The organism is Aquamicrobium segne (genome assembly GCF_042656785.1).
Lineage (GTDB): Bacteria > Pseudomonadota > Alphaproteobacteria > Rhizobiales > Rhizobiaceae > Mesorhizobium > Mesorhizobium segne.
Genome location: NZ_JBHSLL010000028.1, coordinates 1 through 11,751, shown reverse-complemented (window position 1 = coordinate 11,751; position 11,751 = coordinate 1). Strand labels below are relative to the sequence as shown.

The following is an 11,751-nucleotide window of genomic DNA, read 5'->3' as shown; positions in this document are numbered from 1 at the left end:
TTCATGGGCTTCGTCAAACTCGCTGCAATCGCAATATGGCTCAGATAGTTAAATCGTCACCACAACCTAATAACTGATTATTCATCTACTGCTTTTGAGGCCGCGTACATTCGGAAACCAGTTGTATATTATCAATTCGACCACTCAGATTTTTTTAGCAGCAATCATGGTTATCGGCCAGGTTATTTTGACTACACGGCCAATGGGTTTGGCCCTGTAGCTCAAATGCAAGATCAGGTTCTGGATGCAATTGAGAAGGCGCTGGAAGGAAATGAAGACCCTGTCTATGCACAGCGCCGCGAAAGTTTCTTCGCCTTCCGCGATGGTCGCTGCTGTGAACGGGTCTATCAGGAAATATCCAGGCTTTTGCCGGATAACGGATAATCACAATGGCGTTGCAGCCATTCCTTCAAGATGAGTGGACTGCTGCGCTGGCGTGAAACGCTACTGAATCTTGTGCATCATCGGTGTGCGAACCAAACTCGTTAAGCGTTGCATAAAGGCCTCCTTGTCTGAGGAGTTCCCGATGCTTGCCGTGCTCGACAATTTTGCCATCTTCCAAAACAAAAATACGGTCAGCTTTGGCCACCGTTGAAAGGCGATGAGCCACAACAAGTGTGGTTCTGCCCTTCATTAACGTCTCAAGCGCCAATTGAACGTTACGCTCGGAAATATTGTCCAGAGCTGAGGTCGCCTCGTCCAGCAGAAGAATTGGTGCGTCTTTGAGTAAAGCGCGGGCGATGGCTATCCGCTGGCGCTGGCCGCCGGAAAGTTTTGCGCCCTGTTCACCAATCTGCGTCGCAAAACCTTTTGGCAGCGCCTTGATAAAATCATATGCGTAGGCGGCGCGCGCAGCCTCCACTATCGCTTCTGGTGAAGCGCCAGTGCGGCCCATGGCGATATTTTCTTCAATAGTTCCGCCAAACAAAAAGGCATTTTGTGAAACGGAAGCAATATTGTCACGAAGCGATTCAAGGGTAGAGTTCTGGATGTCCATCCCATCAATAACAATTCTCCCGGACTGAGGAGAAATGAACCGCAGCAAAAGCGAGAACATGGTTGACTTGCCCCCGCCAGAAGGACCGACAAGGGCAACAACCTCACCTCTCTTTGCCTGTATGGACACATTTTTCAAAACTGGAGATTTCGATTTTTCATAGGAAAAAACGACATCTTCAAATTTGATTTCACCACCGGTTACGTTGAGAGGCGCGGCATTCGGCTGATCCCTTTCAATCCGGCCACTATCCAGAAAACTATACATCATCCGCAAACCAACCAGATTGCGCTGTAAGGTTACTTGCAGACGCGCCAATCTTTTGGCTGGCTCATAAGCCAGAAGGAAAGCCGTAAGAAAGGCCATAAACTCACCGGGGGTTTTCCCGGCTGATGTCGATTGCCATGCGGCATACATAATGACGCCACCAACCGCCAAGCCCCCCATCGTCTCCATCAAGGGACCAGTTGATGCTTGCAAACGTTGAAGCTGGTTCGTGCGCACCTCGAATTTGGCCAGATCAATAGCCATGCGCGTGCGCATGGCTTCCTGAAGGCCAAATGTTTTCACGACATCGATCCCGCGCGCGCTTTCCATTGCCGTACGGATGATATCTGCGGCAAAACCAGCCTCTTGCGCCGACAGAGCCTTGATCTTTCTCAGGATTTTGGTGACGCCGATTATAATCGGAGGGGCAATGATAAAAGCTGCGATGGCCAGAAATGGATCGACTGCAATCATGACGATGACCAGCGCAATAACCGTCATAAGATCACGGCCCAGGCTGGTAGCGATCAGGTTTAGAGCACTTCTGGCGCTGTTTGCATTATGGTTCATATTAGCAATAAACTTGCTGCTATGACTATCTGCAAAATAGTCATTCTTCATCAAGAGCAATTTCTGATACATCGCACTTTTCATGGATGCGACGATAGAATTTCCGATCTCGGAAAGTACAATGGTCTGTCCGTAGACAGAAAATCCTTTGATTATTGATATCAATGCCACCAGCACGCCATAGAAAATAATATATTCCTGTCCCTCTTCAACAAAGAGCACATTGATAATATCCCTCATGATCCAGGCGCTTGCTGCTGTCGCAGCCGAGGATATGGCCATGAGTGTCAATGCTATTGCATAGCGTATGCGATAGGGACGAAAATTTTCAAAAAACAGGCGCTTCAATAGAGGAAACGCATCCTCCATCCTGACTGGCTTTTTGCTCATCACCCGTATCCTGTCAGGTCCGCCATTCTTTAGACATGACAGGCCATGCCGTCGCCAGGCCATCGGCTGTGCCCGACAAAACCTTCCGGGAGTACTGGCCGTTTTTAGCAGTTAAAAAGCCCCTGATTTGAGCAGGTAAAGTGTCTCCAAATTTATTACACAGAATGTCATGTAATAAATCTGCATCAGAATTTGTCATTCGTTCAACACTTTGAATGCAGCCAAACGGAGTCGATCCTGCCGCCAACTCTGGAAATTTCCTGGAAATGTCCATGTTCTTGGATGGGTCAATATAGGTATATTTTTGAGCCTTTTCGAAGTGAACCTGATTGCAGATAATTTCCAGGTGATTACCCAAAGAGACAGGATTAAATTGGTCGACATTCCGATATCTATGGCTCACCTGTTGTTCTAACAATTCAGGGTTCTGGCGGAAAAATTTCTGGAACGTCGACTTTCTCAGAGGATGCGGATGATGCCCTATCCCTAAAAAGCCGTTCACACTACCGGCAATCATCGCTCCTTTGTCGAGGGATTTCCGGAAGGTGGGGTTTGTATTGGGCCCTTTGCCTGTCAGCTTGCGCAGGCCTTTTCGTACGATGTTCTTAATACGGCTCCGTTCAGGCTTGTTCCATTTTCCATGCAGAACGGGCTTTCCTCTTGCAAAGAAATCTTTTTCGCAGGCAGGCGAATTTAGAAAAAAATCGTCATTTGAATAGATAAAATGTTCAGAGAGGTCTGGAATTCTCCACAATACCGACTCGATCGACAGAGAATTAAAATTTGGCCTCGCTGCGTTCAAACCATGAAAAACCTCGTCATGAGAGACGATCTTGATAAAATCAGTATCGCACTTTTTTTCATCAAAAAAGGCGTTGAGGTGTTCGGGAACCTGATTGTCCGTAACAATGAAAATCCTGCGGATAAATGGCGCGTATTTGAGCACTGATGAAATGCAGTAGTAAATTTCACCGCTCTCTGCGAAGCGTATGTCCCCAACGACCTGATCATTCTGTCTTACCAAATGATCTGGCGGGAATTTCAGCCGATTTTTCTTATGCCAGGGGTCATTTCCATTAACCCAGGCAATCACATAATCGATATTCAATTTCAGTCATGCCCACGAGATATATGCAATTATAAAGTGATAATATCACCATTATTGCAACTATAGCTAGAATTTGGTTAAAATCTAGACGGGCCGCGTGCATGGCGTCATTCGAATGCGGTACCTAAAGCGTGTCGCTTTTCTTTCAGATTCACGTGACCCGCTTTAAGCCTTTGTTTTTACGCATGTCTTTATCCCGAAACTGGTTCCCAAGTCTCGGGAGACAGGCTTTAGCGCTGGATCGGCGTGTATTCAGACATATCCTGCGGCTTTGAAATGGTTCTGGCATTCGGTTGGTGAGTAGAGGGTGTAGATGTCGCCGATTGCCTGCCAGAGGCCATCGACGGCAAAAGATCTTGTCGAAACCTGCTGCAAGACGATCCTGACCAAGCAAGGCATCGAGGTCTTACGTAAGCCGATCTGCCGGAGCTGACCAAACTTCTGGCAAAAGAACTGAGGTTGGTTTCGGAAGGCATCCCGGATATGGTGAAGGGTACCGAGACGGTCTGATCCTGCGCAATCTCATGACACTCAGGCAATACCTTGCGGAGTTGTGCGGCCTTTACGGCTTGTGGATATCCTCTCTCTGCCCACAAGCCGTCTAACCGATTTCCACCCCGTTTCTGCCGGTCAGATATCGTCGCAATTGCTGTTGCTTTTCGTTATGAATGACGTTTCGCAAACTGGACCCCATGCGTGGCATCAAAGATTAGAGCATCGGATCAAAAAGTGGAATCGGTTTTTGGATAATTCCGATGCTCATTCAAAGAGTTAGAGCGTCCTTTCTTTGTGCGTCGACAGGACGCACGGCGCTCTAACTGAGAAAATTCAAGCCTCACCAAACTGTAGGAAGCCATCATGCAAGGCAAGTTCGATGGTCAGCATGCGCTGATTGTTCTACCCACTCACCTGCGACTGCAAGACCGAGTACTGCACATTGTCTTCGGGTACAACGCAAGCGAACTTTCAGTCGCTATGCGTCTCACTGAGCGTACTGGTCCCATCTGGCAGGGCCTATGCCAGACCGAGGCCGGGTGTGAAACCAACAATCAATGCAAATGCAGCGACAACATCACAAACCCTCTTCAACTCAGCCCATTTTGCTGCCGCGGCAACCAGTTGCTATGAAGCCAAAGCTCTTGCAAGAGCCGCGCTGCCGGCCTTGCGCATTTCAGCTTCATTGACCAGTTCAAGGCCGAGAGCCTGATAATCCACCCCGAGAAAGTCGCCTCCCAGATTGCGAACCGCATGTGCATGGCGCGGATCGGCCTGGATTTCTGCTGCATTCACGCCAACAAACACGCGCTCATCGCCAGTGTAGCGGAAAGCGTAGAGATTGATGCCGTTCTCAAGCTGCTCGACAAACTGGACATCCGTTTTGAGGCGGATATCGGATACGTTTCCTGCTGAGTCGTCTCCTGTGGATACGCTGCCTTTACTGCGGTTATTCGAGGCAATAGCGACAACACCGCCAATGACCACCGCGCCAATCAGGGCGCAGACAAGCGGCCGTTCTTCACAAAAGGCACGGTCCCGGGTGCTGTCATTAAGGTTCGCTTGCGTTCCCGTGGTGGTCTGGCAAGCGGCAAGGGCCGTGCAGAGTGTCGCTGCAAAAATTGCTCGCCCATATCTCAAGATTTTCGACATTGATGGTCCCCCTATCAAAAAGAATGTTCAAAACCTGATATTGAGGTCGATGGAGCCGGAATGGCTGAACTGGTCGCTGGAGAACAGGCCATCATAATTGGCGCGGACGGTCATGCCCGGTGCAACAGTCTTGCCTGCATCATCAGTGTTTTCCTGATGAGTTGCCCATGTCCCGCCAAACAGGAATGTATTTCTTCGCCATATCAAAGAAACAGCCCCCAAAAAATATTCGTTGGTGAACTGTATAATCGGGCTTGCCAATTTCGGCTTGGGCACAGGGCTTGGGGGAAACGCTACTCGGGGCAGTGCCCAGCCTGCCTTATCACCTGTCGAGAGCGATTGCGCGAACCTCGGAGGGTCGCCTGGCGAAGCGCTGGCGGAAGCACTTGTTGAAATGCGACAGGTCGCCGAACCCGCAGGCATAGGCGATCTCGCTGATCCGCAGTCGTGCCTGCTTCGGATCTCTCAACATGGTGTGCGCCCGTTCGAGGCGCTCGGAACGCACAAAGTCGGTGAAGGTGTCGCCTTCTTTGTAAAAAAGCGAGCGCAGATATTGCGGCGAGATGCCGTGACGGCGCGCCATCTCATCGAGCGTCAGCCAGTTCTCGACCAGATGCTGGCGGATATCAGACTTGATCGCCGCCAGCCGGGCAAAGGCAAGACCATTTTCGGATGCATGTTCGGCATAATCCTTGCGCGCACCGAGTGTCAGTGCTGCAAGATCAAGCAGATGGTCCGCTGTCCTGCGTGCAAGCACCTCATCAAACCGCTTCTCGGTCTGCATGATTGCCTGCGCATAGTGTTTGAGCAGCGTCAGGGCCGGGCCTGGTGTGAGCTTGCCGATGGCCGCATAGTCGCACACCTGAACGCGAGGATCGAGTACGGCGCGGGGGATGGTGATATCAAAAAACCTCGGCGCGCCAACCAATGTGTGGCTTGACGCCCGCGTATTGAGCCCGAGATAGGCTTCGCCGCCTTTCAACTCGAACTCGCTTCCACCCTGCGGGGCAAAGCTCACCTTGCCGCTCTCAATGAAGGCAAAGACCAGATCATCCTTGCCGTCACTGGCCTGCTCGCGCGTTCTGCGCGGCGACATCGGTGAGATTGTCGCGTCCAGCAGTGCTATATCAGGCAGATACCGTGTAGCAACGTTGAAATACGGTTCCTCATCTCCGATGACATCAATATGGACCCGTTCAACAGAAGCATAGACATCATGCAGAACTGCAAGGCGATCACCTTTTCTGTAATCTTTCGATAGAAAGTAGGAAATGGCGGACATTGTCTGCAAGATCCCCCCAAAGTGGTTCGCAACAGGATAAACTGCAAGAACGCCGGGAAAGACTAGGAAACCCGTGCACGCGGTGTCAAACAAAACTCTTGTGACCGGTTCCGGGAATGTCGGGGCAGAAAAACTCAGGCGGTCCATGCACAAGCCCGTCAGTCAGGGCGAATGTATCGGTCATACACCATTCATCTTCAGCAAATAGTGCCCATTGGGTGACCTGGAATTTCTCATCCTCGCCAGTGCGACGGCCCGGGTTCTGGTCGGTTGGCAGAGCGTTGAAATATTCTCCGCCAAGAACGAGCGCATGAACAAGCGATCTGCTGCACAACAGCTATCTTGTCGTCAAACTGTCATGCAAGACGTTTAGCGTCTTGCTCGGACGGCCTCAGGGCTAACATGATTTTAAAGCGTGTCGCGTTTCTTTCAGATTCATACGACCCGCTTTAAACCTTTGTTTTTATCTCGAACTGGGTCCCGGTTCGAAAGACAGGCTTTAGTCTGGGCACCTTATGACAGCCAACACAGTATCGACGTGTGATTTACGTCTGGATTACGGCACCACGCCTGTTCTCAAAGGCATCGATATCGCCTTGCCAGCAGGCAATACGCTGGCCCTTCTGGGTCCATCCGGCTGTGGCAAAACCACCTTGTTGCGTCTCATTGCAGGGCTGCTGGCTCCCAGTTTTGGCCAGGTTTGGATTGAGGAAGAGCTGGTTGCAGGCAATGGTATTTTCCTGCCACCGGAAAAGCGCGGTCTTGGCATGGTGTTTCAGGATTATGCCCTCTGGCCGCATCTGAGCGTTGCAGGCAATGTTGGCTTTCCTCTTGAAATGCGCAAAATCGGCAAGGCCGAACGTGACCGGCGCGTGATCGAAGCGCTGCGGCGTGTCGAGCTTGAACATCTTGCCAACCGCAGTCCAGGCGCGCTTTCCGGCGGCCAGCAGCAGCGTGTGGCTATTGCCCGTGCAATCGTTGCCGAGCCACGCATCGTGCTGTTTGACGAGCCATTGTCCAATCTCGACCGTGAGTTGCGTGAAAACATGGTGGGTGAACTGGCCAGCCTGATCCGTCAGCTTGGCCTTACAGCGATTTATGTAACCCATGATCAGAGCGAGGCTTTTACCCTGGCCGATCAGGTTGCCATTATGGATCATGGGCTTATCGCTCAACTGGCAGCACCCGAAGAGCTGATTGAAGCACCCGCCAGTGCCAAGATCGCCGAATTTTTGCGCCTTGGCACTGTTGCCAATATGCGCCGTACCGCCACAGGCTGGGCCTTTGGTTCTGCTCAGTCCGATCACGCTTTGGGCCCGGATGCCCCGTTTGGTCATGAAGCGCAGGTGTTGATCTCACCGCATTCGCTTCAGGCCTGCGCCCCGGAGCAGGCAGTTTTGACCGGCGCGGTCAAGGCGGTGCAGTTCCGTGACAATGCCTATCTGGCCGATATTGCTGTCACTGAGGGCGCTGACAATCTGGTGCTTCAGATTGCCAGCAATTCCCGCATGCGCCTGGGGGAGCGCATCGGGCTGGAGATTGTCTCCGATTGCCTCCGCTGGTTTCCGGCGCAAGCAGGCCAAGCCCCATAGCCTCAATTCAATAGCCCAAACTTAACAGGCCCAAACTTAATAACAGGAGTGTCATATGCTGACCAATATTCGTCGCGCCGGTCTTTCCGTACTCGCCGCTTTAACTATAGCCGGAACCGCTCATGCCGATGTTACAGTCTACACTGCCGGCCCTGCTTCGCTGATCGAAAAACTGGCCGCTGGCTTTACCGAAGAAAGTGGCATCAAGGTTGAATTTTTTCAGGCCACCACCGGCAAGGTCATGGCTCGCATTGAATCGGAAGCCGCCAATCCGGTTGTGGATGTGCTGATTTCCGCATCCTGGGATACAGCCACGGACTTCACCGCACGCGGCTGGCTTTTGCCCTACACCAGCCCGAACGCCAAAAACGTGCCTGATTTCCTGAAATCAGAAACCACTGTAGCACAGGGTGTTTCCGCGCTCGCCATCGCATGGAACCCTAATAGCGGCACGCCAGCACCCAAGGAATGGGCCGATCTGGCCAAGCCGGAATACAAGGATCTGGTGAATCTGCCCGATCCGGCCCAGTCCGGCGCAACATTTGAACTGGTGGCAGCCCTCGAAGCGCAAAGTGGCTGGAAGCTGTTTGAAGACCTTGCCGCCAATGGCGCCATCGTTGCCGGAGCCAATGCCGAAGCGCTGAACCCTGTTTTGCAAGGTGCCAAGGCCGCCGTGTTTGGCGCAGTGGATTACATCTCGTTCAATGGCAAGGAAAAGGGTGAATCCATCGAAGTGATTTTCCCTGAATCAGGCACCGTGATTGCGCCACGCCCGGCCATGATCCTCAACTGGTCCAAAAATCAGGATGAGGCCAAGGCTTTCATTGACTATATGCTCTCCGATGCAGGTCAGGCCATTATTGCTGCAACCAATCTGATGCCCTCACGCACAGACATTGCGGCAAACCGCCCGCTGATCAACGATCTCAACATCCTCAAGATCGATTCTGAAGCCGTCTATGCCGGTCGTGCAGATACGCTGGCCAGCTTTGCCACCATTTTCGGTCAGTAATAAAGGGTTCTGGAGCAATGGGGGCAAAAAGCGTTCAGCCGGTCAATCCGGCAGTGCTCCTGGCAGCAATCGGCCTTGTCATCGTTGTCGTTGTGCCTTTCGCCCTGATTGTTCTTCAGGCCATCTTTCCAGAACTGGGGCGCGGCTCGCTGGCCGCACCTTTCTCGCGCCTTGCCCAAACCTTGGGTGATGCAAAACTCTTGCGTATGACCGGCAATACGATGCTTCTGGGGCTTGGTGTCGCCGCACTATCGGCACTCATCGCCGTACCGCTGGCGGTCATGCGCTCCCTGTTTCGTGTGCCCGGAGCGCTGGTCTGGGATATCTTGATGCTGGTTCCTTTCATGATCCCGCCCTATATCGCCACGCTGGGCTGGATCATGTCGCTGCAACCACGCGGCTATCTCTTCCAATTGTTCGGCTTTGATCTGGCGCCATTCCTGTTTTCCATCTGGGGCATCATTTTTGTGATGACGCTCAACACCTTCCCGGTGGTCTATTTTGCCGTCTCGCGCACCATTGAAGCGGTCGGGTCGCGATATGCCGATGTGGCGCGTGTCTTTGGCGCATCCGGCTGGAAGGCGTTTTTGCGCATCACGCTGCCGCTATCGACACCTGGCCTTGCCGCCAGCCTGCTTCTGGTCTTTGCCATGGCCATCGAGGAATATGGAACACCTGCAGCTTTGGGCCGCCGCGCCGGTTTCGACGTTCTGGTGACCGGCATTGATCTGCGCGTTTCCGACTGGCCCATCGATCTGCCGGGGGCCGCCATTTTGTCATTGATTCTGGTCGTATTGAGCTTTGGTGCTTTTCTGGTACAGCGCTGGCTCATTACCCGCCGCTCCTATCAAACCACCAATGGCAAGCCGCAAAGCTTTGAAAAGCGCGAACTCGGACGCTGGAAAGCACCAGTCGTCGCCGTCTTTGCACTGGTGGTTTTTCTTGCCACTTGCGCTCCGCTCCTCGCCATTCTGGCGACAGCCCTGTCACGCACTCTTTCGGGGGGGCTGACATGGTCCAATCTGGGCTTTGGCAATTTTATCACTATTTTCAGTGACAGCACCGGCGCCCTGCGCGCATTGAGCACCAGCCTGGGTCTTGGCGTTACAGCAGCTCTCCTAACCGGCCTTCTGGGCGCCTTGTCAGCCTATGCCGTGGTGAAATCCAAAATGCGCGGCCGCGGTGTGCTCGATGTGCTGACCATCTTGCCCAATGCCTTGCCGGGCATTGTTGTTGCCGTCGGCCTCATCCTTGCCTGGAACCAGCCCTGGCTGCCGATCACACCTTACAACACCGCGCTCATCCTGCTTCTGGCCTATTGTTGCATTCTGCTGCCGCAACCCGTGCGCTATGCCACGGCTGCCTTTCATCAGCTTGGCGATAATCTCGAAGCGGCCGCGCGGGTTTTCGGGGCCAGTCCCTTAACCGCATTCCGCCGCATTCTCCTGCCGCTGATTTTCCCGAGCCTGCTTGCCTCCATGCTGCTGGTCTTTGCCGTTGCAACGCGCGAACTGGTCGCCTCAATCCTTGTTGCCCCGGTAGGCATGCAGACCATCTCCACCTATATCTGGCGTCAGTTTGAACAGGGATCGGTTGGTCTGGGCATGGCCATGGCTTTCATCACCATTCTCATCACCACCTTGTTCCCGCTCGTGGTTCTTAGCCTCATGGGCAAAAGAGGCAGCCTGTTGTGATCCGCGCCAAAGCCGTTTCCGGGCTTGGCGGCAAAGCCCCCGCCTGCTTTCTGATTGAAACCGGACAGGCGCGTTTTCTGCTCGATCTGGGCGAAGGCGCACCAGGTCAATTCCCCGACCTCAGCGGCATCGGCACGGTGGACGCCATCTTGATCAGCCACGGCCATGCCGATCATATTGGCGGCCTCCATCTCGCTGATCAGGTCGGCAATCCTCCCATTTACGCCACGGCCATGACCAAGGCTTTTGCAGGGCATCCAAAGCTGGCGGAGGCATTGATCCTGCCTTTGCAGGGTCAGGTGGAAATTGCCGGGGTTATTGTGGAAACCGGCCGCGCCGGTCACGCCGCCGGAGGCATCTGGATGCGGATCAGCGGAGAAGAAGGCGTGCTCTATTCGGGTGATTTTTGCCGAGAAAGCCTGCTCTATCCGGTCGATACGCCACTTGCCGCAAAAACGCTGATCGTCGATGCGTCCTATGGAGCGTATGACACGGATATTACCGACGCCATCAGCACTCTAATTGATGCTGCACGCAAAGGCCCATTGCTGCTGCCTTTGCCGCCCACAGGCCGTGGTGTTGAAATTGCCGTGCTGTTGCATGAAGCCGGATGTCCGGTTTTCATATGTGATCAACACCATCGCAGCGCCGAACTGATGCTGGCAGGCGACGCAGCAACGCTGGTTGAAGGCGGCCGGGACCGCCTTGGCCATATGCTTTCCCATGCAGGCCGTCTTGATGCCAAATCCGATGCACAAGGGGCAATGATCGCCGCCAATGGCGCAACTACGGCAGGGCTTTCAAAAACACTCATGGCGCGTTTTGCCAACAAGAATAATGTGCAGATTTTGATAACCGGCCATGTCGAGGCAGGCAGCCCGGCCAAAGCTGCAATCGAAAAAGGCCGTGCTGGTTTTCTACGCTGGAACGTGCATCCGCACCTGCACGACCTCGTCTGGCTGCACAAACTTGTGCGCCCGCAGACGACGCTTTATGCATTTTGTGATGATGACACTGCTGACGCTGTCAGAGCATTTCTTGTTTTCACGAAAAACGGATGAAATGCTCTGATCTCTTGTTTTAGCCGCATTTATTTGACGTCAGACCTAACCGTCTGGCGTCTAAATGCTTTAGGGTCGAAACCCAATCAGAGTATTGCGTAAATTTTTGAAATCAGATTCTGTGCATGTAC

Annotated in this window: 11 protein-coding genes; 5 read left to right on the top strand and 6 right to left on the bottom strand. The window is 53.0% G+C overall.

Features of this window, described 5'->3' with window-relative positions; translation table 11 throughout:
* Nucleotides 1–69 precede the first annotated feature (69 nt).
* Nucleotides 70–384 carry a CDP-glycerol glycerophosphotransferase family protein gene (locus ACFPLB_RS10250; protein WP_378229268.1) on the top strand — a complete coding sequence of 105 codons (315 nt, stop codon included), beginning with the start codon at nt 70–72 and terminating at the stop codon, nt 382–384.
* Nucleotides 385–409: 25 nt separating this feature from the next.
* Here the strand turns inward: ACFPLB_RS10250 and ACFPLB_RS10245 are convergent, their stop codons facing one another.
* The 6 genes from ACFPLB_RS10245 to ACFPLB_RS10220 all read right to left on the bottom strand — a co-directional run bounded on the left by ACFPLB_RS10245 (nt 410) and on the right by ACFPLB_RS10220 (nt 6,595).
* The gene (locus ACFPLB_RS10245; protein WP_378229267.1) at nt 410–2,224 is read right to left on the bottom strand and encodes an ABC transporter ATP-binding protein; all 1,815 of its coding nucleotides are present in this window, start codon (nt 2,222–2,224) and stop codon (nt 410–412) included.
* Nucleotides 2,225–2,237: 13 nt separating this feature from the next.
* Nucleotides 2,238–3,332: a hypothetical protein gene (locus ACFPLB_RS10240; RefSeq protein ID WP_378229266.1), complete on the bottom strand. Its 1,095-nt coding sequence runs from the start codon at nt 3,330–3,332 to the stop codon at nt 2,238–2,240.
* Between the two features lie 1,122 nt (nt 3,333–4,454).
* Nucleotides 4,455–4,979 carry a tail fiber domain-containing protein gene (locus tag ACFPLB_RS10235; RefSeq protein WP_378229265.1) on the bottom strand — a complete coding sequence of 175 codons (525 nt, stop codon included), beginning with the start codon at nt 4,977–4,979 and terminating at the stop codon, nt 4,455–4,457.
* A 27-nt stretch (nt 4,980–5,006) separates the two neighbouring features.
* A complete protein-coding gene (locus tag ACFPLB_RS10230) occupies nt 5,007–5,186 on the bottom strand; it encodes a hypothetical protein (protein ID WP_378229264.1) in 180 nt (59 codons plus the stop codon).
* A 115-nt stretch (nt 5,187–5,301) separates the two neighbouring features.
* Nucleotides 5,302–6,261, bottom strand: coding sequence for an AraC family transcriptional regulator (locus ACFPLB_RS10225; RefSeq protein ID WP_378229263.1), 960 nt, complete (start codon nt 6,259–6,261; stop codon nt 5,302–5,304).
* 85 nt (nt 6,262–6,346) lie between these two features.
* On the bottom strand, nt 6,347–6,595 hold the full coding sequence (locus ACFPLB_RS10220) for a hypothetical protein (RefSeq protein ID WP_378229269.1): 249 nt from the start codon (nt 6,593–6,595) through the stop codon (nt 6,347–6,349).
* Nucleotides 6,596–6,776: 181 nt separating this feature from the next.
* Here ACFPLB_RS10220 and ACFPLB_RS10215 point away from each other — a divergent pair, with 181 nt between their 5' ends.
* From ACFPLB_RS10215 to ACFPLB_RS10200, 4 genes are read left to right on the top strand one after another with little or no spacing between them, the layout of a single operon-like run.
* Nucleotides 6,777–7,853 carry an ABC transporter ATP-binding protein gene (locus tag ACFPLB_RS10215; RefSeq protein ID WP_378229262.1) on the top strand — a complete coding sequence of 359 codons (1,077 nt, stop codon included), beginning with the start codon at nt 6,777–6,779 and terminating at the stop codon, nt 7,851–7,853.
* A gap of 55 nt (nt 7,854–7,908) precedes the next feature.
* The gene (locus ACFPLB_RS10210) at nt 7,909–8,865 is read left to right on the top strand and encodes an ABC transporter substrate-binding protein (RefSeq protein WP_378229261.1); all 957 of its coding nucleotides are present in this window, start codon (nt 7,909–7,911) and stop codon (nt 8,863–8,865) included.
* 17 nt (nt 8,866–8,882) lie between these two features.
* The gene (locus ACFPLB_RS10205) at nt 8,883–10,559 is read left to right on the top strand and encodes an ABC transporter permease (RefSeq protein WP_378229260.1); all 1,677 of its coding nucleotides are present in this window, start codon (nt 8,883–8,885) and stop codon (nt 10,557–10,559) included.
* Nucleotides 10,556–11,620, top strand: coding sequence for an MBL fold metallo-hydrolase (locus tag ACFPLB_RS10200; RefSeq protein WP_378229259.1), 1,065 nt, complete (start codon nt 10,556–10,558; stop codon nt 11,618–11,620). The genes ACFPLB_RS10205 and ACFPLB_RS10200 overlap by 4 nt, the downstream gene beginning before the upstream one ends.
* The last annotated feature ends 131 nt before the right edge of the window (nt 11,621–11,751 follow it).

Bases quoted from the DNA above. Each gene is read 5' to 3' on its own strand.
- ACFPLB_RS10245 (WP_378229267.1), bottom strand. From the start codon at position 2,224: ATGAGCAAAAAGCCAGTCAGGATGGAGGATGCGTTTCCTCTATTGAAG.
- ACFPLB_RS10235 (WP_378229265.1), bottom strand. From the start codon at position 4,979: ATGTCGAAAATCTTGAGATATGGGCGAGCAATTTTTGCAGCGACACTC.
- ACFPLB_RS10225 (WP_378229263.1), bottom strand. From the start codon at position 6,261: ATGTCCGCCATTTCCTACTTTCTATCGAAAGATTACAGAAAAGGTGAT.
- ACFPLB_RS10215 (WP_378229262.1), top strand. From the start codon at position 6,777: ATGACAGCCAACACAGTATCGACGTGTGATTTACGTCTGGATTACGGC.
- ACFPLB_RS10210 (WP_378229261.1), top strand. From the start codon at position 7,909: ATGCTGACCAATATTCGTCGCGCCGGTCTTTCCGTACTCGCCGCTTTA.
- ACFPLB_RS10205 (WP_378229260.1), top strand. From the start codon at position 8,883: ATGGGGGCAAAAAGCGTTCAGCCGGTCAATCCGGCAGTGCTCCTGGCA.